Source organism: Burkholderia sp. Leaf177 (assembly GCF_001424345.1).
Taxonomy (GTDB): Bacteria; Pseudomonadota; Gammaproteobacteria; order Burkholderiales; family Burkholderiaceae; genus Caballeronia.
In genome coordinates this window covers 294,202-317,091 of sequence record NZ_LMPF01000021.1, presented here as the reverse complement: position 1 = coordinate 317,091, position 22,890 = coordinate 294,202, and the positions used below count along the sequence as shown (strand labels likewise).

General features: G+C 59.0%; 21 protein-coding genes. 11 read left to right on the top strand and 10 right to left on the bottom strand.

Annotated elements, in window-relative coordinates:
- The first annotated feature begins 135 nt into the window (after positions 1 to 135).
- Together ASG35_RS16830 and ASG35_RS16825 are read left to right on the top strand one after the other, a co-directional pair.
- Positions 136 to 552: a response regulator transcription factor gene (locus ASG35_RS16830; RefSeq protein ID WP_056359619.1), complete on the top strand. Its 417-nt coding sequence runs from the start codon at positions 136 to 138 to the stop codon at positions 550 to 552.
- Entirely contained in the window at positions 549 to 2,789 is a 2,241-nt protein-coding gene (locus ASG35_RS16825; protein WP_056359615.1) for a PAS domain-containing sensor histidine kinase, read from the top strand. The genes ASG35_RS16830 and ASG35_RS16825 overlap by 4 nt, the downstream gene beginning before the upstream one ends.
- Positions 2,790 to 2,796: 7 nt before the next feature.
- On the opposite strand, the gene ASG35_RS16820 is transcribed toward ASG35_RS16825, so the two are convergent.
- Complete coding sequence (locus ASG35_RS16820; protein WP_056360813.1) at positions 2,797 to 3,450, bottom strand: response regulator transcription factor; 654 nt, start codon at positions 3,448 to 3,450, stop codon at positions 2,797 to 2,799.
- Positions 3,451 to 3,785: 335 nt separating this feature from the next.
- Between ASG35_RS16820 and ASG35_RS16815 the strand changes: the two genes are divergently transcribed.
- From ASG35_RS16815 to ASG35_RS16800, 4 genes are all read left to right on the top strand, one after another.
- Positions 3,786 to 4,331: an RNA polymerase sigma factor gene (locus ASG35_RS16815; protein WP_056360810.1), complete on the top strand. Its 546-nt coding sequence runs from the start codon at positions 3,786 to 3,788 to the stop codon at positions 4,329 to 4,331.
- A 98-nt stretch (positions 4,332 to 4,429) separates the two neighbouring features.
- Positions 4,430 to 5,224, top strand: coding sequence for an alpha/beta hydrolase (locus tag ASG35_RS16810; RefSeq protein ID WP_056359612.1), 795 nt, complete (start codon positions 4,430 to 4,432; stop codon positions 5,222 to 5,224).
- A gap of 178 nt (positions 5,225 to 5,402) precedes the next feature.
- Entirely contained in the window at positions 5,403 to 6,608 is a 1,206-nt protein-coding gene (locus tag ASG35_RS16805; protein ID WP_056359608.1) for a multidrug effflux MFS transporter, read from the top strand.
- 54 nt (positions 6,609 to 6,662) lie between these two features.
- Positions 6,663 to 8,459, top strand: a complete 1,797-nt coding sequence (locus tag ASG35_RS16800) for an ABC transporter transmembrane domain-containing protein (RefSeq protein ID WP_056359606.1) — start codon at positions 6,663 to 6,665, stop codon at positions 8,457 to 8,459.
- A gap of 23 nt (positions 8,460 to 8,482) precedes the next feature.
- Here ASG35_RS16800 and ASG35_RS16795 read toward each other — a convergent pair whose 3' ends face one another.
- Both ASG35_RS16795 and ASG35_RS16790 read right to left on the bottom strand, forming a co-directional pair.
- Positions 8,483 to 9,214, bottom strand: coding sequence for a hypothetical protein (locus ASG35_RS16795; protein WP_156393205.1), 732 nt, complete (start codon positions 9,212 to 9,214; stop codon positions 8,483 to 8,485).
- A 121-nt stretch (positions 9,215 to 9,335) separates the two neighbouring features.
- A complete protein-coding gene (locus ASG35_RS16790) occupies positions 9,336 to 10,670 on the bottom strand; it encodes a cellulase family glycosylhydrolase (RefSeq protein ID WP_056359597.1) in 1,335 nt (444 codons plus the stop codon).
- Between the two features lie 1,172 nt (positions 10,671 to 11,842).
- Between ASG35_RS16790 and ASG35_RS16785 the strand changes: the two genes are divergently transcribed.
- Positions 11,843 to 12,169, top strand: a complete 327-nt coding sequence (locus ASG35_RS16785; RefSeq protein ID WP_056360807.1) for a superinfection immunity protein — start codon at positions 11,843 to 11,845, stop codon at positions 12,167 to 12,169.
- 17 nt (positions 12,170 to 12,186) lie between these two features.
- Here ASG35_RS16785 and ASG35_RS16780 read toward each other — a convergent pair whose 3' ends face one another.
- From ASG35_RS16780 to ASG35_RS16765, 4 genes are all read right to left on the bottom strand, one after another.
- Complete coding sequence (locus tag ASG35_RS16780; protein WP_056359594.1) at positions 12,187 to 13,110, bottom strand: ABC transporter permease; 924 nt, start codon at positions 13,108 to 13,110, stop codon at positions 12,187 to 12,189.
- Position 13,111: 1 nt separating this feature from the next.
- On the bottom strand, positions 13,112 to 14,026 hold the full coding sequence (locus ASG35_RS16775) for an ABC transporter permease (protein ID WP_056359593.1): 915 nt from the start codon (positions 14,024 to 14,026) through the stop codon (positions 13,112 to 13,114).
- A 69-nt stretch (positions 14,027 to 14,095) separates the two neighbouring features.
- Complete coding sequence (locus tag ASG35_RS16770; RefSeq protein WP_056359590.1) at positions 14,096 to 15,412, bottom strand: ABC transporter substrate-binding protein; 1,317 nt, start codon at positions 15,410 to 15,412, stop codon at positions 14,096 to 14,098.
- Between the two features lie 73 nt (positions 15,413 to 15,485).
- Entirely contained in the window at positions 15,486 to 16,544 is a 1,059-nt protein-coding gene (locus tag ASG35_RS16765) for an ABC transporter ATP-binding protein (protein WP_056359587.1), read from the bottom strand.
- 366 nt (positions 16,545 to 16,910) lie between these two features.
- Here ASG35_RS16765 and ASG35_RS16755 point away from each other — a divergent pair, with 366 nt between their 5' ends.
- The 3 genes from ASG35_RS16755 to ASG35_RS16745 are packed head-to-tail and all read left to right on the top strand — an operon-like array spanning position 16,911 to position 19,211.
- Positions 16,911 to 17,888, top strand: a complete 978-nt coding sequence (locus ASG35_RS16755) for a polysaccharide deacetylase family protein (protein WP_056360804.1) — start codon at positions 16,911 to 16,913, stop codon at positions 17,886 to 17,888.
- The gene (locus ASG35_RS16750) at positions 17,885 to 18,595 is read left to right on the top strand and encodes a GntR family transcriptional regulator (protein WP_056359581.1); all 711 of its coding nucleotides are present in this window, start codon (positions 17,885 to 17,887) and stop codon (positions 18,593 to 18,595) included. Before ASG35_RS16755 ends, ASG35_RS16750 begins: the two co-directional genes overlap by 4 nt.
- A gap of 25 nt (positions 18,596 to 18,620) precedes the next feature.
- Entirely contained in the window at positions 18,621 to 19,211 is a 591-nt protein-coding gene (locus ASG35_RS16745; RefSeq protein ID WP_056359578.1) for a flavin reductase family protein, read from the top strand.
- 15 nt (positions 19,212 to 19,226) lie between these two features.
- Here the strand turns inward: ASG35_RS16745 and ASG35_RS16740 are convergent, their stop codons facing one another.
- The 3 genes from ASG35_RS16740 to ASG35_RS16730 all read right to left on the bottom strand — a co-directional run bounded on the left by ASG35_RS16740 (position 19,227) and on the right by ASG35_RS16730 (position 21,818).
- Positions 19,227 to 19,973: a YoaK family protein gene (locus tag ASG35_RS16740; RefSeq protein ID WP_056359575.1), complete on the bottom strand. Its 747-nt coding sequence runs from the start codon at positions 19,971 to 19,973 to the stop codon at positions 19,227 to 19,229.
- Positions 19,974 to 20,039: 66 nt separating this feature from the next.
- Complete coding sequence (fnr, locus tag ASG35_RS16735) at positions 20,040 to 20,900, bottom strand: fumarate/nitrate reduction transcriptional regulator Fnr (protein WP_056359572.1); 861 nt, start codon at positions 20,898 to 20,900, stop codon at positions 20,040 to 20,042.
- Between the two features lie 270 nt (positions 20,901 to 21,170).
- Complete coding sequence (locus tag ASG35_RS16730) at positions 21,171 to 21,818, bottom strand: response regulator (protein ID WP_056359571.1); 648 nt, start codon at positions 21,816 to 21,818, stop codon at positions 21,171 to 21,173.
- Positions 21,819 to 22,413: 595 nt separating this feature from the next.
- Here ASG35_RS16730 and ASG35_RS16725 point away from each other — a divergent pair.
- On the top strand, positions 22,414 to 22,857 hold the full coding sequence (locus ASG35_RS16725) for a carboxymuconolactone decarboxylase family protein (protein WP_327019648.1): 444 nt from the start codon (positions 22,414 to 22,416) through the stop codon (positions 22,855 to 22,857).
- The last annotated feature ends 33 nt before the right edge of the window (positions 22,858 to 22,890 follow it).

Genomic DNA, 22,890 nt, shown 5'->3' with positions numbered 1-22,890 from the left:
AAGCGCTATGAAAGCCGACCCTATACTCATAGATGATCGTGCGCTGCGGCCTTTCTGAATATGATGGAGTCAATCGGTGGTTCGCAACCTGTGGCGACTGCTAAAGCCGACAAACCGGCCAGAGGATCCACTGTCTTGCCAAGCGACCTGATTGTTTCCATTATCGATGACGACGAATCCGTAAGGACCGCAACCTCCAGCCTGGTGCGCTCGCTTGGATGGGAGGCGCGGCTCTATGCGTCCGCGGAGTTATTCCTCGGCTCGGGCGTTGTCGCCAACACGCGCTGCATCATCTCCGACGTCCAGATGCCCGGCATGAGCGGGCTCGAACTGCAAACGAAACTCGCGGAGAAGGGCTATACCATGCCGTTTATTTTCATCTCCGCGTTTCGCTCCGACGCCGCAAGCCGGCAAGCGCTAGCCGCCGGCGCCATGTGTTTCCTGAGCAAGCCGGTAGATGGCTCCGTGGTCGCGCAATGCCTCGAGAAGCTTCGCGGCAACGGCGCGAGCGCCCAACCCGGTACGTTCCAAGGGAAAGCCAGTCGAGCATGAATGTCCGCGTCCCTGTCATTGGTCTGAAACGTCCCGACGCACGGCTGTTATGGGGACTCGCGGCGCTGGTCGCACTGAGCGTGTTCGTGATCGATGCGTTCACGCCGCTCGATATCGCCATCGCCGTACTTTACGCAGTAGTCGTGATGCTCGTCGCGGTCACCGGCAACCGGATCGCGACGTTACTTGTTGCGTGGGGTTCGGTGCTGCTGACGATCGGCGCGTTCCTGTCTTCCCACGATACGAATTTCACCGACGCTTCCATCGCGCGCTGCGCGGTCAGCCTGCTGGCGATTGCAATTGTTTCGGTGCTGGCGTTGCGCAATCTCGCCAGCACCGCGCGGCTGGTCGAGCAGGTACAACTGCTCGACATGACGCACGATGCAATCGTGGTGTACGACATGAACGACGTCATCAGTTTCTGGAATCACGGTGCAGAGGAACTGTATGGGTGGACATCGAAGGAAGCTGTCGGCAAGCGCGTGCACGAACTGACGCACACGCAAATGGCCGTTCCCCTTGCGCAGATTCGCCAGCAACTGCTGAGCACCGGGCAGTGGGACGGCGAAGCCGAACGCACGCGCCAGGACGGCACGCATGTGGTGGTATCGAGCCGCTTGCGTTTATGGCGCGATCGTCTCGGGCGGCCGCGCGCCGTGCTCGCGACGAACAACAACATCACCGCGCAAAAGCGCATGGAAGCCGAGCTGCAGCGTAAGCAAGATGAACTGCGCGCAGCCATCGATGCCATTCCCGGCATGGTCTGGACCTCTTCGAACGACGGCAAGCTCGAATTCGTGAACCGCCGATGGCAGGAAGTTGGCGTCTTCGCGGCGGACATCGGCGGCAATACACCGGATGTGTCGGCGCAACGCGATATCTGGTCGGAGATCATTCATCCCAATGACCTGCAAGGTATCGATCGCGCATGGAACGACGCGATCGCGACGGGGACATCGTTCGAATATTCAGCGCGCGTGCGTCGCCAAAACGGCGAATACAGATGGATGCATATTGGCGCGGAACCCATGCGCGACGCGCAGGACAATGTGCTGCGATGGTATGGCGTCAACACCGACATCGAGGAGCGCAAGCGCGCTGAAGAAGCGCTTGAACGCAGCGAGGCGTTGTTGTCCGAGGCGCAGCGTCTGAGCAAGACCGGCAGCATTGCCATGCGGATGGATCGCGGGGAAATGAGCTGGTCGGAAGAGGCGTATCGAATCTACGATTACCCGCTGGACTGCACGCCATCCGTGGAGTTGATCGAAGCGCGGACGCTGCCGGAAGATTTGCCGATCGTCCAGAACGTCTCGCGGCTCGCGTTGGCCGGCGAACCGGATATCGATGCCGAGCACAGACTGTGCATGCCGGACGGCAGCATCAAGCATGTTCATTTCGTGGCGCATGCGCTCGCTTGCAAAACCGGTTCGTCGGATGAACGGCAAGAGTATGTGGGCGCGCTGATCGACGTCACGGAAGCAAAGCGCACGCACGAAGCGTTGGCGCGCTCCATGTCCGAGCTCGCGCATGTGTCGCGCGTGACCACGCTGGGAGAGCTTGCCTCATCCATCGCGCATGAGGTGACGCAGCCGATCGCCGCCATTGTGACGTGCGGTGACGCCGCGCTGCGTTGGCTCAACCGGCCGCAGCCGGATCTTGGCGAGGCGGCGCAATCGATCGATCAGATGATCCGCGACGCCAAGCGTGCGGGCGACGTCGTCCGCCAGACGCGTGAAATGGCGAAGAAACGCGGCCCGAGCCAGAGCGTGCTCGATCTCAATGCGCTGATAACTGAATCGATAGAACTCGTGCGCCGCGAGCTTCAGAATCATCGCGCAACGCTTGTGACGCAGTTCGATCCGGCGTCGCTGCAGGTTTGCGCGGACCGCGTGCAGATCCAGCAAGTGCTGATCAACCTCATGATGAATGGCGCTCAGGCAATGTCGAGCAAGAATGGCGGTCCAAGGCAATTGACGATCGCGACGCGCCTGCTTCCCGGCGACACCGTGATGACAACGGTAAAGGATCAGGGAACAGGTATCGCCGACGCAGACTTGGCACATCTGTTCAGCCCGTTCTTCACTACCAAAGCCGATGGAATGGGAATGGGGTTATCAATTTGCCGCTCGATAATCGAAAACCACGGCGGCCGGATTTCGGCGCATTCGCCGGATGAGGGCGGCGCGGAACTGCGCTTCGTGTTGCCGCTTTTCAAAGCTGCCGGGCAGGCTGCCTGACGCCACGCTATTTTGGTTTGTGCACGATATCCGGGCGGATGCCGAGCGCTTCGGCTTTGCGCACCAGATCGGCAACCGATCGCGAGCCCATTTTTTTCGTCAATTGCCCGCGATGAATCTTGACGGTGATTTCGCTCAGATTCATTTCAGCGGCGATCTGCTTGTTCATCAATCCGGCCACGACATGCCCCATGACCTCCTTCTCGCGCGGCGTCAAAGACGCATAGCTGCGTGTCACGTCGGCTTTTGACAGCTCGTGCGCCAGCCGTTCGTGATCGCGTGCAAGCGCGCTCGTAACGGCGTCGAGCATGTCCTGGTCGCGGAACGGTTTCGTCAGGAAATCGACCGCGCCCGCTTTCATTGCCCGCACCGACATTTCGATGTCGCCATGACCCGTCATGAATAGAACCGGAATGCGCAGGCCGCTTCGCGCCATGTCGTCCTGAAGGGCGAGACCGCTTTCCTGGCGCAGACGTACATCGAGAATCAGGCAACTCGGGACGCTCGCTTTCGGGCAGTCGAGGAATTCCTGAGCCGACGCAAACGCTTCGACCTGAAGGCCGACCGAGCGCAGCAGATTACTCACGGCGAAGCGCATGGAATCGTCGTCATCGACGACATACACCACCGATGCGTTCGGTTTTGTTTCAGCCGTGCCCATGCCCGTCATCGTGCGCGGATCATGTATCAAGATCATCCCCCCGACAGCGGCGAAGTGCCGCAAAAAGCCCCGCCGACATTTTAGTCCTGGACGAAAGGTCGGGCGGAAATTTCGTGTCCGTTAAAAAGCGGCCAACTCATACGAAGGTGTTAGAGCGCCACCGCTTCATGTGATCGATGCATCCGTTGGTAGGGCTGGTTGCGCAGCAGCGCTTGCCTTAAATTCTAGTCACTCGCTTGAACGCAGCCCACTTCCCGTCTTCGGCGCCGTTCAGCTTATTGACCGAGGTCACGATCATGCAGAACACCCGATGTGCGGCGAAAAACGGCATCACCATCGACGTACGCGACCAGCTCATGGACCATGTTCCCAGGTTGCGCCGTTACTCGCGCGCGCTGATCAGGAACCACGATCTCGCCGATGACCTCGTACAGGACACGCTGCAACGCGCGCTGCAGCGCCTTGAACAATTTGAACGCGATACCGATTTGCGGGCGTGGCTCTTCACGATCATGCACAACCTGTTCGCGAATCAGCAGCGTCATGCGTCCATGCACGCGGTGCACATGAGCGTGGATGACGACGGTGTGCCGGAGACCGGGTTTGCGGTTTCATCGATTGCCATTGCCGCGAACCAGACTCATCGGCTCGAAGTGCGTGATCTCGATGCCGCGTTGCAAATGCTTTCCATCGAGCAGCGTCAGGTCGTGTTACTGGTCGGGCTCGAAGAGATGAGCTACACCGATGCAGCGTTCGCGTTGAACATTCCTGTTGGCACGGTGATGTCGCGTCTTTCGCGCGGCCGTGAACGGCTGCGCGAACTGATGATGGGTGGGAGCGTTGGCCATGACGTTGCAAAGGCCAGGATGGCGGCAGGATAACGAAACGAGCTTTTAGTGAAGCATCCAGCAGAGATTGATAAGCAGTCTTGATGGTCAGTAAAAGAATCTTCCCTTCTATTTATTTTTTGGAGTCTTAAATGAAACTGTTGCCTTTCGTTGGTTCGGTGTTGTCGGTCTCGGCCTGCCTGTTCATGTCGGCAAGTGCGTTCGCCCAAGATGCGAAGCCCAAGGATGTGCCCGTCAAAAACATCGTTCTCGTTCATGGCGCCTGGGTTGACGGCTCGGGCTGGAAGCCGGTCTACGACATTCTCACCAAGGACGGGTATCACGTGAGCATGGTGCAGGAACCGTTGAGCTCGCTCGACGACGATGTCGCCGCCACCAAGCGCGTGCTCGATTTGCAAGGCGGTCCGACCATTCTCGTGGCGCACAGTTATGGCGGCTCGATCATCACCGAAGCGGGCGAGCATCCGAATGTGGTGGGACTCGTTTATGTCGCGGCGCACGCGCCTGCGGTCGGCGAGGACGAAAGCGATCTGGGCAAGGGCATGCCGAGTTTTACATCGAAGCAAGCGGGCGCGATCAAGAAAACCGACGACGGTTACACGTATTTGAACCCTGCGGACTTTCCCAAGGATTTCGCCGCCGACCTGCCGCTCAAGCAAGCCGAGTTTGAATCCCACTCGCAAATCCTGACGGCCGCAAAGGTGTTCTCCCAGCCGATGAAAGTCGCCGCGTGGACCACGAAACCGAGCTGGGGCATCGTCGCCGGCGCGGACAAGATCATCAATCCGGATCTCGAACGCTGGTACTACGCGCGTGCGCACAGCCACACGACTGTGATTCCCGGCGCAAGCCACTCGGTTTATGAATCACGTCCGAAGCAGGTCGCGGCTGTCATTGAAGATGCAGCCAGACACGCTCAGCAATAAGCTGCGAACGTAGTGGATTTCGTCGGCCGTCCTGCGCGAATTCGATTTTCACTGTAACGTCGCATCTTTGCGCGGACGATTGGCGCAGTCAGCCAACGCTCGCGCCGTCAATACATCGAGATATCAACCCCGGGCCACGCAAGTGCCCCGGGATTTTCCATTGAGCAACCGGTCACCCATGAATCGACGTTTTCTGCAGCTTGCCATCGTGCTGGGCCTCATCACCGCCGTTGGCCCGTTTGCCATCGATATGTATCTTCCCGCGCTTCCGTCCATAGGCGGCGCGCTGCACGCGACTCCTGCCGAAGTGCAATTGAGTTTGATGATGTTCTTCGTCACGCTCGGAGTCTGCCAGCTCGTCTACGGACCGCTCGCCGATATGTTCGGGCGCAAGTTGCCAATCTACGTGGGCCTCGCGATCTTCACGGCAGGCAGCGTGGGCTGCGCGTTCGCGCCGGACGTGCATGTGCTGATCGGCTTTCGCGTATTGCAGGCGCTGGGCGCATGCGCGGGCATGGTCGTGCCGAGGGCGATCGTGCGCGATCTGTACACGGGACACGACGCCACGCGCCTGATGTCGCTGCTGATGCTGGTCGTGAGCGTATCGCCAATTCTCGCGCCGTTGACGGGCAGCATCATCATCGCGGCGTTCGGATGGCGCGGCGTGTTCTGGGCGCTGACAGTCGCAGGCGGAATTGCGTTCGTGCTCGCCGCCACGCAACTGGAAGAAACGCGCGAGGCGCATCATCGCGCGGACAGTTCCTGGGGCAGCGCGTTCGCGGGTTATCGGAAGCTGCTCGTGGATCCTTCATTCCTCGGACTGACGCTGGTTGGCGCGTTCGGCTTGTCGTCGTTTTTCGTTTATCTGGCGAACGCGTCGTTCGTGATCATCGATCATTATGGTTTGACGCCGACCATGTTCAGCATTTGCTTCGCGCTCAACGCAGCCGCATTTTTCGGCGTCAGCCAGTTCACCGCGCGTCTTACCGCGAAGTACGGCCTGCCGCGCGTGATTCGCGTGTCGGTCTCGGGCTTCGCAATTTCGATGGCGATTCTCGCCGTATTGTTCCTCGCCGGCGCCGACAGCCTGCCGCTGATGATGCTGTTTTTGTTCATCGGCTACGGATTTCTGGGGCTGGTGATGCCAACGTCTGCGGTGCTCTCGCTCGAACATCATGGCGCGATTGCGGGCACGGCTTCGGCACTGATGGGCGCGTTGCAATTCGTGGTCGGCGCGGTGGTCATGGCGCTCTCCGGTCTGGTCACGAACGGCGCGCCAAAACCGATGGTGGTTTGCATCGCACTGTCGGCCATCACGGCGTTCGTGATCGCTCACCTGACGTTGCGCGCCGAACATTTCCGCTTGCCGGCAGCTGCGGAATAAAGATTTTCGCCACACTGGCACAATGCAGGCGACCTTTGCTTTGCCAGGAATCCCATGTCACACGCTTCATTGTCGCCAGCAGCCGCGCCGCCTTCGCGAGCGGTCGAACCCCTGTTCGCGCTATTGCCCTTCCTGCGCCCTTACGCCGGCCGATGGGCGCTCTCGTTCCTCGCACTGATTACATCGGCGGGTGCCACGCTGACGTTGCCGGTCGCGTTCAAATATCTGATCGACCGGGGTTTCGCCGGTGGAGACCGTGCGCATATCGATCGATATTTTCTCGCGTTGTTCGTGGTGTCGCTGGTGCTGGCAGGCGCCACGGCGGCTCGTTTTTATCTCGTATCGTGGCTGGGCGAGCGGGTCACGGCCGACCTTCGGCGCGCGGTGTACGACCATATGCTCGGCATGAGTCCGCAGTTCTTCGAGACCACGCAGAGCGGGGAAGTATTGTCGCGGCTCACGGCCGACACCACGCCGATCCAGACGGTCGTCGGAACCAGCCTTTCCATGGGATTGCGCAACTTCTTCCTGCTGACCGGCGGCGTGGCGATGCTCGCGGTGACGAGTCCCATGCTGTCGGGTTACATCATCGGCACGTTGGTGGTGGTGATCGCACCCATTCTGATTTTCGGGCGGCGTGTGCGGCGGCTTTCGCGCGCCAGCCAAGACAAGATTGCCAACGCGAGCGCGCTGGCGGGCGAAGTGCTGAATGCCATGCCGACCGTGCAGTCGTACGCGCAAGAGCCGTTCGAGGCGCGGCGCTTTGGCGGCGCCGTGGAACTCGCTTTTGAAACGGCGCTCACGCGGATCCGGGCGCGGGCTTGGTTGACGGCGGTCGTGATCGTGCTGGTGTTCACCGCGATTGTCTTCGTGCTGTGGCTCGGCGCGCAGGCCGTGCTGGCCGGGCGCATGACGGCCGGCCAGTTGTCGCAGTTCATCCTTTATGCGGTGTTCACCGCCGGCGCGGTGGGCGCGCTCGCCGAGGTCTGGGGCGACCTGCAACGTGCCGCCGGCGCCACCGAGCGGCTGCTGCAATTGCTTTCGTCGCACTCGCCGGTGGTGGAGGCTGCCACGACCCATGCATTGCCGGCGCAGGGCGAAGGCATTCGTTTCGATAACGTTAGCTTCTCGTATCCGTCCCGCCTTGGCATTGCGGCGCTTTCCGGTATTACGCTGAACGTGCGTGCAGGCGAACACGTTGCGCTGGTCGGACCTTCGGGCGCGGGCAAGACCACATTGTTCCAGTTACTGCTGCGTTTCTACGATCCACAGACCGGCGGCATCCTGATCAATGGTGTTTCGACGCGCGACGTGCCGCTCGCCGAGCTGCGCAAGGAAATCGGCGTGGTGCTGCAAGAATCGGTGATCTTTTCGGGCAGCGTGCTCGATAACATCCGTTATGGCGCGCCCGATGCCACCCTCGAACAAGCCAAGCGCGCGGCCGGAATGGCGGCAGCGGCGGAGTTCATAGAAGCGTTGCCGCAAGGCTACGAGACCTTTCTCGGCGAGCGTGGCGTGCGCCTGTCCGGCGGACAGCGGCAGCGTATTGCGATTGCGCGAGCGATCCTGAAGAACCCGCCTATCCTGCTGCTCGATGAGGCAACCAGTGCGCTCGATGCCGCAAGCGAACGGCTCGTGCAGCAGGCGCTGGACAACGCCGCACAGAACCGTACGACGCTGGTCATTGCGCATCGGCTCGCGACTGTGCAGCAGGCGGACCGCATTGTCGTGTTGGAACACGGGCAGATCGTTGCCCAGGGTCGCCACGCCGACCTGCTTCTCAGCTCGCCGCTATATGCGCAGCTCGCCGCGTTGCAGTTCGGCAGTGTCGATGTGCCTTTGCATCAGTAAACGCGTTGTATCGCCGGAGACACTCACTGCGTGCCAGGACGTTTCGGCGGCGGCAGAGAAGGGTCGAGCCGGGCCGAATCCCTGACCAGACTGTCCGTCATTGCGGCCGCGACCGGGTTCGACCGATGCGACGGATCGGCACGCACAACAGGAGCAGGCACCATCAGCGCCGGATTCGGCGGTGGCAACGCGGGATCGAGCTGTGCGGATTCCCTGACGAGCTGATCCGTCATTGCCGATGTGGTCGATCTTGGATTGCGGCTGCGCGAATAGTCGCGGCTTGCATCGGCACGCGCGACTGGCGCCGGGCGCTTCTCAAGAACCGAAGCATTCTGCGTTTCGGGAGCACTTTGCGTAACCGGAGGATTCGCCGAAACCGGAGCATTCTGCGTGTTCGCCGCGGCTTGTGCCGGTGCGGGTTCGGCGTTCAGCTTTGCGGCCGGCTGCGGCGCTTGCACGGCGTTTTCCACTTGCGGCGGAGCGGGCTCTGCAGAGACGACATTTCCGATCGGCGCCTGCTTCGGGACAACGGCAATATCATTGGCGCTACTGGCCGCCGTAAGTGCGCCCGCTATGCTTCCAGCGGTCACATGTGTATCGCTGAGAACGGGGTCGGACACCTCTTCCTGCTGTGAGCCGTCCCGCGTTACATGCGTCTCCGTCGCCTCGTCGCCCTTGTGGAACACGAGATAAGCGCCCACGGCAAGCTCGGCGAGCAGCACCGTGATGATCAATGTCTTACGTGTATTCCTCATATGAAGCAACGGTTCGTTTAAGCGACGCAATTCATCCATGATAACCGCCTGCCTGTAAGAGACACCAAAAAGGCCGGGCACATTTTAAATGTGCCCGGCCAAAATAACTGCCTGATTTCGCTTAGACGTCCGGGTGAGATCCCGCGAAGTTCGCATACGCGGCATACGGCGTGAGCTGGATGGTATTCATCACCAGGCCGAATGTATCGTTGCCGCTGTCGAGCACGTAATACATAGCAGATGCAATGTTGTGCGTCTTTCTAGCGTTATAGAAATTGCCCAGTTGAGTCGTGATGTAATTCGCGCGATAAGCCGCCGATTGCTCTGGACCCGTGTTCCACTCGGTGATCATGAAAGGCACGTTATAACGCGCCTTGCAGTACGTGGGCAGATCGAAGCCAGGACCCGCGCCGTCGGAACCGATATTGAAGATGTCGCCATACACTTCGTAGTTGTGCCACGTCGTGATATCCCAGCGTACCAGCGGATAACCACGGCTTCCATCGGGCTGCGTGCCTTCCCACAACGCATCCGCTGCGGCGTAGTCAGCCACGCAGAAGTTGATGCCGCACTTGGCGTTCGACTGAACGGACTTCACGCCATCGATCATGCCGCGCATCACACCGCGCATGGCCGGCCAGTTCGCATTGTTGAAGTCGGACGTCTTGGTGCCCGCTTGCGTGAAGTCGAGAATGGTGGAGTTCTGCCGCGTCAATTCATTGCCGCATTCGTACATGGTCACGCCGTACGGTTTCAACGCGCCCGCCACGGTGGATGCGATCCAATGGCCCTGGCTATAGGCAGCGTCTTCGCTGGTGAAAACATTGCCGTAGGCGTCGGTCATGCTCTGGTTGATCAGCACGAACAGCGTCATGCCCGCTGCCTGGAATGCGGCCGCCAGTTTGGTCACTGCTGCAAGCTGCTTGGGGTCATCGCTACAACCAACACGGAAGGTCGTGACGCCAAGTCCCTTGAGGATGGAAATGATCTGAGCCGGGGTATAAGGGTCGTCCCAGTGGCCGTTCATGCCGTAGAAGTTGCCCGGCGTCGCCGCGCTCGCATGGCGCGGGTCGCTTGCTTGCAACCAACCGGCGGAATCGGTCCAGACGTAACACTGGCCCGATGTATTCGTGTGCCACATCATGCCGCCGTACCACATGAGCAAGGCTACGTTGTAGTTGTTTCCCACCACCGTGCCATCTCGGTAGATGACGCCACCGGAAACGGTCCAGACCCTGCCTTGCTTGTCGATAAGCGACGAAGCCGGTGGGATCATCGTTGCGTCGGGTGACACGTTGCTGGCTACCGCTGCGTTGACGACTGCTTTACCACTCGATGCGCTGTTGACGGTTGCGCCTGTTGCATTGCTGCTGTCGCTCGAACCGCCGCATGCGGTCAAGAGATAGCTACCGCTCAAAGCCGTGAGGCAACCTAGAAATTGACGTCTTTTTAACATGGCGAGTTGTGTCCAATGTCGAGAAAAAGTCCCGACAAAAAGAAGTTGGTAATTTCAGTTTGGAAACACGAAGCACTGTGAAAGCTGCGTACTGATATGTCTTGAATTGTTCGTAGACCTAAAAAACCGTAATGCTTTGAAGATTCCGTTTAGTCCTGGCGTGGTCACCCCCATCAGTTCGGTTTGGACTGCGAACCGAATGCCATGGTCCTGCGTCGCACCCGTGCCAAGCGAAGTGGCTGCGCGCCGCTTGAGCGCTTACAGACATGATTGCCGCGCTTACGACCCACCGGCAAACGTTTCGCTCTCAACAAACAAATGCGATCTGACCCGGCAAACTCTACCTTTTCCCTCAAAGGCAGGCGCAAATCCTACCCGGAATGTGCAGCGGGTCTCAAATGAATTAATAACTTTTCACCGAAAAAGGGCAATTCTTCTAATGTCAGACAGCATCGTAAAATTATTTCCTCATCTGAATGCTTTATTAATCTGATGAATAGAGACGGCAGGTCTAATTATTACCGGTCACTTTGACTTGTAGGGGTAAATGATGCTCGATTATGTAACAATTTTTCGTCATTATTTACCTTTAAATTTTCGGTGTGTTTGGATTCGGAAAAAAGTGACCGATTGTGCGCTTGCTGGGCCGTTGTCTGCGGTCAAAGCAGCTCGGCTAATCATTATTAGTAATCGGCTTTTATTAAGTTCCCTACGTGCATAACGCGGCGGAGCTTGGATTGGGAATGTCGGTAGGAAACGAAAAGCGGCCGCAGAAGTCGCTCACCGGGCGAAGAAATGTTGAATCAGAATGTTCATGGCATTTCGTGGCTTCGTAGAACTCGAAATAAGCGTTTTAAAAAATTCGGGAGATCAACAGCGCGTAGTCCCCAAATAACTATTTCAATTCGATTTTTAATGAGCATGGTGAAATCCGCATTGGCCATATTCGCGCGTCGAAATCAAACAATTAGCCGTTCACCCGCATTCCTCCTTGCCGCTGACGAGTAAGAACGCGATTCGATAGCGCCTGATTATTACGGCGGTTAGATTTGTGACTTGGACCTTCGTGGCGATCGGGACTATTCTGAATTTTCGTTTGGACGGATCTCCGACTGCAACGCGTGCTGATTGCATCCATATCCGCTCAGGCGATCTGTAAGGAGATTGAAAACATGATTGAGAAAACGCTGGTCCAGGCTCTTATCGCCGTTGTCGCAATGGTCGTGTATTTCACGCCGTCCATCGTTGCGGACAGGCGAGGGCGGCGCAACGTGCTGCTGCTTGCGCTAATGAACGCGTTACTCGGATGGACGATAGTCGGATGGCTTAGCGCGCTTTACTGGGCGCTGCATCGCGATAGCCCGAAGAAGGTTAACCGCATCATGCGGATGCAAATGCGCAACAAGGCGCATGCGACCGCCGATGCAATCGTCGCGCGGGCACTTGCGCGCAACGTCCCGCCAGCGAAGGCGATTCGTATCACGCGAGATACCTACTGACGCAAGGCGGGAAGCGCTCAACCTGCAAGCGCCAGCGCGCGCGAGCGGCGCCGGGCGAGCCATCGCACCAAAAGCAGCCCGACGATCATTACAGTAAGCGAGAGCATGGTTGTCATGGTGCCGAGCGCGTAGATCACGGGCGTTGTCACGGAAGTCGTCAGGCCCTGCAATTCAAGAGGCAAGGTGTTCTGGTCGCCGATTGCCTGCGACGTGCGCGCAATCTCGTCCCACGACAACGTGAAGCCGAACATGCCGACGCCGATCACCGAAGGCCCTATGATCGGCAGCACAACGTGCCTGAAGCTCTGCCACGGTGACGCACCGAGGTCGCGCGCCGCTTCCTCGTACGCAGGGTTGAATCGATTGAAGACGGCGAACATCACGAGCAAACCGAATGGCAGCGTCCACGTCAGATGCGCGCCGAGCGCGGACGTATATAGGCCCATCGACGTAGTGTAGTTATCGACGAAAGACTCGTGCCCTGACAGCGTGGCGAGATATTTGACGCCGTTGTCCAGCAGCCGGAACGTGAGCCCAATACCCAGCGAAACGATGATCGAAGGCATGATCAAACTTGCCACCGATACATAAAACACGGCGGTGTCACCGCGAAAGCGCTTGCGAAACGCAAGTCCGGCGCTCACCGAAAACAGCACCGTCAAAACCGTGACCACGGCCGCGAGCCGCACCGATCGCCCGAACGCGGCCCATATGTCGATGTCGCCAACGCCCTGCCGCAATACTTCGAACCAGTGCAGCGATACCCCGCGCATCGGGAACGTGAGGCCGCCTTCCGGGCCTTGGAACGACAAGATGAAGATGGTTATGACCGGACCGTAAAGGAACAGCACGAAAAGCGCGAACACGAGCGCGAGCCAGTAGAAACTTGCGGGCCTGCGTTCTCGATGTTTCAAACCTGGCTTGAAACCGCTGGCGGCCATGTCACAGCTCCTTGCGGATATCGACTACGCGGGTCAGCGCCCAGACAATCATCAGCACGACTGCCAGCAAAATGATCGCGTTCGCCGCGGCAGCAGGAAACTGCAGATAGCCCGTCTGCACCTGAATGATCTTTCCTACCGATGCAATCTGCTGTCCGCCCATCACGCCGACGGTCAGGAAGTCGCCCATCACGATCGTGATCACGAAGATCGAGCCAATGACGATTCCCGTCTTCGACAAGGGCAGCACCACTTCGCGAATGACTTGCCAGCCGCTCGCGCCAGCATCGCGCGCAGCTTCGAGCAACGATCGGTCGATGCGCATCATGGCGTTGAATATGGGCACGATCATGAAAAACGTGTAGAGATGCACGAACGCGAGCACGACGGAAAAATTGGAATACAGCAGCCATTCAAGCGGCCGGTCCACCATATGCGCGCTGATCAATGCCTGATTCACGAGGCCGTTGCGGCCGAGCAGCGGCATCCATGAAATCATCCGGATAACGTTGGAAGTCCAGAACGGTATGGTGCAAACGAGGAACAACACCGTTTGCATGCCCGACGAGCGCACATGGAATGCAAGAAAATACGCAATCGTGAAGCCGATCAAAAGCGTGACCGTCCAGACGATGGCGCAGAACTTGATGGTGGACCAGTACGTCTTGAAGGTCACACAAACATCGGTGGTCGATGAACATCCATCGAAGATCGCCGCATAGTTTTTCAGCGTGAACGCCGGGATGATCTGGTACTCGTTGAAGTCCCAGAAGCTCACGATCAGCGTGATGATCAGCGGCACGATGAAAAACAGCGCAAAGGTCAACGTCAGCGGCGTTGCTTGCAGCCATGCAGCGGCTCGCTTATGTTTGACCGTTGCGTCAAGTGTTTGAGCGGGAAGCTCGATCGATGCCATCGCGTGAATGTCCAGTGATTAAACAGATGCAGCCGGCTTCATGCAGTCAAAAAGCCGGCGCCGGCGCACTCAGGCCGCAATGAACTCGTTCCACTTCTGGACCATGTAGATGTTCTCGTCCATCACTGCGTTCCAGCACGCGATCGCGCCCATGCGCTGGTTGTACGAACCGCCATCGCGTGTCGAACCTGCCTTTTCGAGCAGCTGGCCATCGGGCGCCTTGATGTCCTGCGCGGCCGCCTTGCCTTCCATCCAGTAGTCCCATTCGTACGCTTGCATGTGCGACTTGGCGGTCTCCGTCACGCCCGGGTAATACCCCTGGCGCATCAGGTAGGCGCCAGCCCAGCCGTCCTGGAACCAGTTGATGAACTCGTACGCGGCGTCGAGCTTGCGGCCCTGCAACGAACGCGGCAAACCGAAGCCCGATGCCCATGACCGATACCCCTCCTTCAGCGGCTGGAACTTGCAGGCAACGCCCATCGTGCGGACCTTCGTGACAGCCGGCGACCACATCGACTGGATCACGACTTCGCCCGACGCCATCAGGTTCACGCTTTCGTTGAAGTCCTTCCAGAAAGCGCGGAACTGGCCTGCGCGTTTCGCTTCGATCAGGATCTTGATAGTCTGGTCGATCTCGGCTTTGGTCATGTTGCCTTTGTCGCCGTACTTCATGTGACCCATGGCTTCGATTGCCATCGCCGAATCCATGATGCCGATCGCGGGAATGTTGAGCAACGCCGCCTTGCCCTTGAACTCGGGATTGAGCAACTCGGACCAGCTCGTGATCGGACGCTTGATGAGGTCGGGACGAATACCGAGCGTATCGGCGTTATAGGTGGTCGGGATCAGCGTCATCCATTCGGTGGGTGTCGCGGAGAACTGCGTTGAACGGGCGCCGGTCAGGAACATCACCTTCTTGGGCGCAGTGCCCTGGTCGCCGATTTTCTTGCCATCGACTTCACCGCGCGTGAGCACGGGCGTGATCTTGTCGGCGAGCTTGATCTTCTTTGCGTCCATGCCGGCAAGCGTGCCAGCGGGAATCAGCTTCTTCAGCGAGAAATATTCGGTATCGACGATATCGAAGGAATTCGGTTGCGTGATGATGCGCTTGGCGACGTCATCGGTCGTGACCGGAATGTACTGAATCTGGATACCCGTGTCCTCCTGAAACTTCTTCGCGATATCCGAGCTTTGGTTCACAGCCGTGCCGAGATATCGCAACGTGATCTTTTCCTGCGCGTGCACATAAGGGAAACCCGCAATACCCGCAGCGGCAACAGCGCCCTTCAGCAATGCGCGGCGTGACAGCCCTTGGCCCGATCCAAGGCTGGATTCGGCGGGCTCAGTCGTGGTGATATTGGACGGATTTTCTTTTCGCTCGGTCATTGCAATCTCCCTTGGTGACGTTGTCTTTCAATGTTCTCGTTCAATGTTTTCTTCAGCGCAACGCAAAGCAGTTTTATGCTGCAAATGCATGGGCGTCCTGCTCGTCCCACCACACGACTACACGCGCGTCGGGGCCGAGGCGCTTAGGGTCGTATTCGTTATCGGGTAGCAGCGAGATGAGTTCAGGCGAACCATCGAGCGGCGCAAGCGTCATGCGCAAATGCGTGCCCTGATATTCGGTTTCGCGAACCGTGCAAGGAATCCCGCCGATACGGCTAAGTCCGCCATCGCTTCCCGGCGTCTGTACCGGCGTGATGCCGTGAGGCGCTATGCGCAAGTGGTCGGCGCGCACGGTGAACGCGTGCCCGTTCGCGCTGAGCACGTTATGGCCGCCGAGAAAACGCGCGACGAATTCGGTGCGCGGGCGGTTGAAGACTTCACGCGGCGAACCGCTTTGTTCTATGCGCCCGTGACTCATCACCACGACCATGTCGGCGAGCGCCATTGCTTCTTCCTGCGAATGCGTGACGTGCACGAACGTGATGCCGAGTTCTTTCTGCCAGCGCTTAAGTTCGGCGCGCATCTGGATGCGCAAGAACGGGTCGAGCGCGGACAAGGGTTCATCGAGCAAGAGGCAACGTGGTTCGTTCAGCAACGCGCGCGCGAGTGCGACACGCTGTTGCTGGCCACCCGATAACTGCGATGGCTTGCGTTCGGCGAAGGCGCTCATCGCAACCAGTTCGAGCAATTCGCCCGCACGCTTGCGGCGCGCGTCTTTCGCAACGCCGCGCATCTTCAAGCTGAACGCGACGTTATCGAGTGCGGACAGATGCGGGAAAAGGGCGTAGCTCTGGAAGACCATCGCGGTGCCCCGCGTGGCTGGCTGCGCGCGCGTGACGTTACGCTGGCCTATGAGGATGTCACCGTCGGTGATCGACTCGTGACCCGCGATCATTCTTAATGTCGATGTCTTGCCGCAGCCCGACGGCCCAAGCAGACAGCAATATTGGCCGCCGGGAATCCGCAAGTCGATGGAATCGACCGCAAGCGAATCGCCATATTGTTTCGACACATGCACGAGTTCAATGTCCGCGGCTTCGGTCTTGAGTACGGCTGAAGTGGACTGACTCATATTGACGGATTCATATTGGCTCACTCATATGGACGATACATATGGACGGATCATGTGGACGGATCATATGGACGAACTCATGCGATGCGTTCCTGTTCGAGGCGTGGCGATCGACGAAGGTCGGCTGACGCATTGCCAAATGCAAGACACATGCCACTTTGTTTGCATCAAGCGCGGTTTCGTGCAAACCATCGCTGCTATTGAACGTCTACGATATGGCGTGTAAATTGCACACGATTCGAAACTGATCCGTCGGCGAATAATCACCGAAAGCCGCACGATCACGGTGCGCCGCTGGTTCGCTTCGGGGCGCAATCCACCAAAAAGGTTCACACGCAGCACATGTTGTCATCGGGGTTTTTGAACATGGACATCAATCGTCACGCTGGCGCAGAAGGCGAATCGAGATTCGGTCCGCTCGCGACGCACACGCGTTTTCCGTATCGGCCGATCGCCGATACCGATTCGTTTCGATGGCCGGGAGATACCGGACTCGCCGTCTATCTCGGCTTCAACATCGAACATTTTGCGTTTGGGGAAGGTCTCGGCGCGGCGCTGGGTCCGCTCTCGCCGCAACCCGACGTGCTCAATTACAGCTGGCGCGAATACGGCAACCGCGTGGGCGTATGGCGCTGCATGGAACTCTTCGATCAGCTCGAGATGCCTTCCGGCACGCTGATCAATACCGCTCTTTATGATCATTGCCCCGAGGTCATCGACGCATGTCTTGCGCGCGGCGACGAGCTCATTGCACATGGGCATACGAACGCGCATCGCCAAAGTGATTTCGACGAAATCGCCGAGCGCGCGCTGCTGGTTCATTGCCGCGAACGCATTGCGTTGCATTCGGGCACGCCGCCATCGGGATGGCTTTCTCCGTGGATATCGGAATCGCATCTGACGCCCGATCTGATCGCGGAAACGGGCTACGGTTATACGCTCAACTGGTGCCACGATGACCGTCCCGTGCGCATGGCGACGCGCGCCGGTTCGCTCTGGTCGATTCCTTATCCGCAAGAACTCAACGACTTGCCGATGATCATCGGACGGCAACTCGACGCCTGCGCTTTCGCGGACATGATCATCGATCAGTTCGACGAGATGCTCGAGCAAGCCAACAACAGCCGGCACAAGCAGGCGCTTGTCATGGGAATCGCACTGCATCCCTATCTGGTTGGTCAGCCGTACCGGTTGCGGCATTTACGACGGGCGCTCCAACATATTGCGGCGGCGCGCGCGAACGGCGACGTCTGGATCACAACGCCCGGCGCGATCGCGCGTTACATGGACGAGATGGAACGCGCCGGGCTCGCCGGGTCATCGCGTCATCAGGTACCGGCATGACACGGAAAGAAAACCCGCCTGAGCCAGAGGCCACGCAAGACGTGGATACACGCCTGTATCAAGCGATCTTCGACGGTGTCCTCAACCATCGTCTGACGCCCGGCACCAAGCTTCCCGAGCCGGAGCTGTGCCAGTTGTTCGGCGTGGGCCGCGCAGTCGTACGGCGCGTGCTGGAGCGCCTCGCGTATGAAGGTATCGTGGCGCTCAGGCCGAACAAGGGCGCGGTCATCGCGGAGCCGACGCCTGAAGAGACGCGCGAGATCTTCGAAGCGCGGCGTTCGCTCGAACGCGTGCTCGTGGAACTCGCGGTGCAACGCGCGAGCGCGCGCGACATTGAAGCATTGCGCCGCCAGCTTGCCGACGAACACGAAGCCATGCATCGCTTCGATCAGCCATCATGGGCGCGCCTTGCCAGCGACTTCCATTTGCGGATTGCAGGGCTTGCGGGCAACTCCATCCTGCAGCGTTATCTGAGCGAACTCGTATCGCGATGCTCGCTCATTGTCGGCGTGTACGAACCGCCGGGAAACGCGCCTTGCGAACACGATGAACACGCGGCAATCGTCGATTGCATCGAAGCGCGCGATGCGCCCGGCGCGATCCGCCGCATGGAAGCGCATCTTCGCGAGCTTGAAGAGCGCATCGAAACATCGCGCATGCAAGGCGAAAAAAGCCTTGGGCAACTGCTCGGTTTGGTTCAACCCTGAACACTCGAATACTGAACAGGCCATCATGGAAATCGACTTCGAAGCCATCACGGAATATCAGCGATACAAGCTCATGGCGAGCCTGATCGTGCCGCGTCCCATCGCCCTCGTGACAACGTTGAGCGCGACCGGAACGATCAACGCCGCGCCGTTTTCGATGTTCAACATGATGGGCGAGGAGCCACCCATCGTGATGATCAGCATCAATCGTCTCGACGATGGATCGCTCAAGGACACCGCCACGAACATTGCACGCAGCCGCGAGTTCGTGGTGCATCTCAGCGACGAAGCGATGGCGGAAAAAATGCATCGCTGTGGAGAGCGGCTGCCGCCCGATGTCAGCGAGCTGGAGAAGGTCGGGCTCACGCCGGTTCCGAGTTCGCACGTCGCGCCGCCGAGAATCGCCGAGGCGCCGGTTGCGTTCGAATGTACGTTGTGGGAGACGCTCGAAACCACGAGCCGTCATATTTTCATCGGGCGGGTTCACAGGCTGCACGCGCGCGATGAACTGATCGACACCGAAACCTGGCGCGTGCGGCTACAGCACTATTTCCCGGTCGGGCGCTTCGGCGCAAGCGATTACGTGACCACGCGGGAACGTTTCACATTGGGCTGAACGCGTGCAAATCGATCAATGCCGCTGGCCGACGAGATCGTCGACCAGCGGTACGACCGCGAGCACGACGAGCATTGCGGCAAGCGGAATCGTCGCGATAAAACCGACGTGTTTGAATCCCATCGCGCCTGCAATGCCGCCAGTAAAAAACATCCCGAGCAGCGACGCAAGAAGCCTGAGCTTCGACCGGTCCGCCTTAACGGCGCGCGTGCCTTCGTTGTGCGAAGTATTCCAGTACACGAGCTTGCCAAGTTCGATCCCTATATCGGTCACGAGCCCGGTCACGTGCGTGGTGCGGATTTCAGCCTTCGATATCTTCGTGATCATGGCGTTCTGCAAGCCCATGACAAAACAAAGCAACGCGACCGTGGCCGGGACGAACAGGATCCGGTCGCCTTCGAGATTCGCGCCGATCAGCCCGAAGAGCAGCAGCAACGCAGCTTCCAGCAGCAGCGGCAACGCGTACTCGCTTTGCGCGGCTCGCCGCCTGCCCCAGTTGATCATGATCGCGGACGTCGCTGCGCCCGACATGAACGCCACGAGTGAACTCAAGCCCGCAACAACGAGACCGGCATCGCCAAGCGAAAGGTTGTCGGCAAGTGCCGACACCACGCCGGACATGTGCGACGTGTATTGGCCGACCGCGAGAAAACCGCCGGCGTTCGCGGCGCCGGCAATGAATGCAAGCCAGCGCCCGAGGCGCCGGTTGCTCTCGCCGGTGCGCTCCGGCCGCGTGAAGCTGCGCAGATAGTTCAAGGGCATGTGTTTTGCCGTCGGCAATGCAAGCCGGAACGCGACGTGACTGGACGAGACATGGCGCGCGCCGGGTCAAACTTCGGCGAGCCGCTCGCTGTCGATAATGCGAATCTGCTTGCCGTTCGTATCGACGATCCGCTCTTTCTGTAACCTGGAAAACATCCGGCTCACGGTCTCGAGCTTCAATCCGAGATAACTGCCTATCTCCCCGCGCGTCATGCGCAGATTGAACTCGGCCGCCGAATAGCCACGCACCTTCATGCGCGAGGAAAGGTTGATCAGGAACGTTGCCACACGCTGCTCGGCGGTCATGGTGCCGAGCATCATCATCAGGCCGGATTCCCTGACGATCTCGCCGCTCATCATCCGGTGAACATGCTGCTGCACGGCTCGGACCTCGTGGCAAAGGTCTTCGAGAAGGTCGAAGGGAATCACGCAGACCTTGCTGTCTTCGAGCGCGATGGCATCGCAGTTCTGTTCGCCGGTACAGACGCCGTCGAGTCCGAGCGGCTCGCCCGCGATATGAAAGCCCGTGACCTGCTCTTGCCCGTCGCGATGCGTCACGACCGTCTTGAAGCAACCCGTGCGCACGGCATAAATGCTTTTGAACGCGTCTCCCGTCCGGTAAAGCGTCTCGCCGCGCCGAACGAGGCGTGTTGAACAGATGATGGCATCGAGCCTGTCGAGTTCAGCGTCAGTCAGTGTGGGCGGCATGCAGATGGCGTGCAATGAACAGCCAGAACAGCGCGTATCGGTATGTAAAGCGGGACGTGAGGCGGGATGTGAGGCGGGATGTGAAGCGGGATGTGAAGCGGGATGTGAAGCGGGATGTGAGGCGGGATGTAAAGCGGGAACCGGCTTGGCCCGCTGTGCCGCGCGCGTGAAAGCCGTCGGCTTCGATACTGAAGATGCGCAGGCAGTCGCTGACGTCATGGCGTCTCCCGTGATTGAATTGCTTCGGTGCATTTGCGCGACGTTTGTCCGTCGTTTGTCCGTCGCTCGCGCGGATGATTCGCCGGCTATTCAATGAGCGCTTGTCGGCTTTCGCCGATGTCCCCGAAGCAAGCCGACGCTCGATGAAACCGAGTATGGTCGACTCTATCTCAAAATGAAATCAGCAAGCGGCTGCGCTTGATGTAGGTATTTGGGAGTCCGTGTAGGAAACGGACTACACGAATCGGAAACTGGGCGCTGAACCGGCCTTTACGTTTCGTGGTCGTCTTCGAAGAGCTTCTGCCGCAAGGCATAACGCACGAGCGCTGCGTCGTGAGGCATCTGCATCTTGTCGAGAATGCGGGTCTTGTAGGTGCTGATAGTCTTCGCGCTGACCGAGAGCGCCTGGGCGATCTGCGTGATGGTTTCTCCGCTCGCGATACGCCGAAACACCTCGAACTCGCGATCAGACAGACGTTGATGCGGCAGGTCGTCACAGCGGTCGGAGAGGCTGAGCGCCAGGCGTTCAGCCATGGCGAGGCTCACGTACACGCCACCCGATGCAACCTTGCTGACCGCCGTAACGAGCTCGGCGCTTGCGCTTTCCTTGGTCAGATAGCCCGATGCGCCGGCCTTGAATGCGCGCACCGCATATTGCTGCTCCGCGTGCATGGTGAGGATCAGCACGCGCAACGCCGGTTTTTCGTCCTTGATCTGCTTGAGCAACTCGACGCCGTTGCGTCCAGGCATCGACAGGTCGAGGACGAGTACATCGGCGGGGATCTCGCGGATCATCGCGATGGTCGTGGCGCCATCGCTTGCCTCGCCGGCTACCTCGACTCCGACGGCGCTGTCCAGGATATGGCGCAGGCCGTCGCGTACGAGCGTATGGTCATCGGAGATCAGAACCCGCGTCATTGCTGAAAATGTTCCTCGCTATGCGCCGCAAAAAGCTGCGGTGCGCGTTACAAAAAAAGATGCCCGCGAACGGGCGGGCATTAAGGATGCGCAAGGACACTGAGCCATGAACGCAACGCTGAATGGGTGAAGCATTAGTGCGACATTAGCACGGGCGTGGTCATGTTTTCCAATTATGTTCGCGTGACGCCGCCCAGGAATCGCTCGTGCAAGCGCGTATTTCCGCGCGGACCGCCTGGCCGGATGCGCCCCCGCGCTTGGCAAAAAGTCTACAAGTTCACAAACTGCGGCTTTTGATGTAGATCAACGGTGGCGCGGACACGCGATATCCGCCGGTGGACGCGTCGCCGCTCCGTTATTACATCGGAGGTAATTGAACATATTCCTGCACTCTCTAAGATGAGAGTCATCCACCGCCGCATCAACGTGCGACAAGGGAGATGAAACGCAAAAGCAGTTTTGTTCAAATACACCGAAGGAGTTAGGAATGCCAAGCTTTAAACTTCACACAATCGAATCAGCGCCGGAGCAGTCCCGGCCGACACTTAATGCCCTCGTCGAAAAATTTGGATTTTTGCCAAACGTCATGGCGACGATGGCCGCCAACCCTGTGTTGCTCAACGGCTTCGCGGGCAGCTTCGCCAGTTTTCATGGCGGAAGTCTGGACGAATGCGAGAAACAAACGCTGCTGCTTACGAACGCTGTCACGATCAAATGCCCATGGACGGTCGCGGCGCATTCCACCTTCGCGCTCGAAGATGGAATGGCGGAGGCGGACGTCAATGCCATCCGTGCGGGAAAACTTCCGGCTGATCCTAAGTATGCGGCGCTTTCGGGTTTGAGCCGGGCGCTCATCGAGAAGCGGGGCAATGTGAGTGAAAGCGACATAGATCGGTTCACGGCAGCGGGATATTCGCGGTTGCAGATTTTCGAGGTGATCACGAGCATCGGCATTTCGACCATGGCCGCAACCACGACCAACATGGCGGGCACGCCGGTTGAAGAGCGGTTCAAGGCTCAGGCGTGGATGCCTGCGTAAGCGCTGAAACAGGATGCGCTCGGTTCATTTCGG

Excerpts from the sequence above, each read along its gene's own strand:
- ASG35_RS16790 (WP_056359597.1), bottom strand. The coding sequence starts at position 10,670 with ATGTTAAAAAGACGTCAATTTCTAGGTTGCCTCACGGCTTTGAGCGGT.
- ASG35_RS16750 (WP_056359581.1), top strand. The coding sequence starts at position 17,885 with ATGACACGGAAAGAAAACCCGCCTGAGCCAGAGGCCACGCAAGACGTG.
- ASG35_RS16740 (WP_056359575.1), bottom strand. The coding sequence starts at position 19,973 with ATGCCCTTGAACTATCTGCGCAGCTTCACGCGGCCGGAGCGCACCGGC.
- ASG35_RS16775 (WP_056359593.1), bottom strand. The coding sequence starts at position 14,026 with ATGGCATCGATCGAGCTTCCCGCTCAAACACTTGACGCAACGGTCAAA.
- ASG35_RS16825 (WP_056359615.1), top strand. The coding sequence starts at position 549 with ATGAATGTCCGCGTCCCTGTCATTGGTCTGAAACGTCCCGACGCACGG.
- ASG35_RS16800 (WP_056359606.1), top strand. The coding sequence starts at position 6,663 with ATGTCACACGCTTCATTGTCGCCAGCAGCCGCGCCGCCTTCGCGAGCG.
- ASG35_RS16780 (WP_056359594.1), bottom strand. The coding sequence starts at position 13,110 with ATGGCCGCCAGCGGTTTCAAGCCAGGTTTGAAACATCGAGAACGCAGG.
- fnr (WP_056359572.1), bottom strand. The coding sequence starts at position 20,900 with ATGACGTCAGCGACTGCCTGCGCATCTTCAGTATCGAAGCCGACGGCT.
- ASG35_RS16810 (WP_056359612.1), top strand. The coding sequence starts at position 4,430 with ATGAAACTGTTGCCTTTCGTTGGTTCGGTGTTGTCGGTCTCGGCCTGC.
- ASG35_RS16820 (WP_056360813.1), bottom strand. The coding sequence starts at position 3,450 with ATGGGCACGGCTGAAACAAAACCGAACGCATCGGTGGTGTATGTCGTC.
- ASG35_RS16785 (WP_056360807.1), top strand. The coding sequence starts at position 11,843 with ATGATTGAGAAAACGCTGGTCCAGGCTCTTATCGCCGTTGTCGCAATG.
- ASG35_RS16770 (WP_056359590.1), bottom strand. The coding sequence starts at position 15,412 with ATGACCGAGCGAAAAGAAAATCCGTCCAATATCACCACGACTGAGCCC.
- ASG35_RS16805 (WP_056359608.1), top strand. The coding sequence starts at position 5,403 with ATGAATCGACGTTTTCTGCAGCTTGCCATCGTGCTGGGCCTCATCACC.
- ASG35_RS16795 (WP_156393205.1), bottom strand. The coding sequence starts at position 9,214 with ATGAGGAATACACGTAAGACATTGATCATCACGGTGCTGCTCGCCGAG.
- ASG35_RS16725 (WP_327019648.1), top strand. The coding sequence starts at position 22,414 with ATGGCCGCCAACCCTGTGTTGCTCAACGGCTTCGCGGGCAGCTTCGCC.
- ASG35_RS16730 (WP_056359571.1), bottom strand. The coding sequence starts at position 21,818 with ATGACGCGGGTTCTGATCTCCGATGACCATACGCTCGTACGCGACGGC.
- ASG35_RS16765 (WP_056359587.1), bottom strand. The coding sequence starts at position 16,544 with ATGAGTCAGTCCACTTCAGCCGTACTCAAGACCGAAGCCGCGGACATT.
- ASG35_RS16755 (WP_056360804.1), top strand. The coding sequence starts at position 16,911 with ATGGACATCAATCGTCACGCTGGCGCAGAAGGCGAATCGAGATTCGGT.
- ASG35_RS16745 (WP_056359578.1), top strand. The coding sequence starts at position 18,621 with ATGGAAATCGACTTCGAAGCCATCACGGAATATCAGCGATACAAGCTC.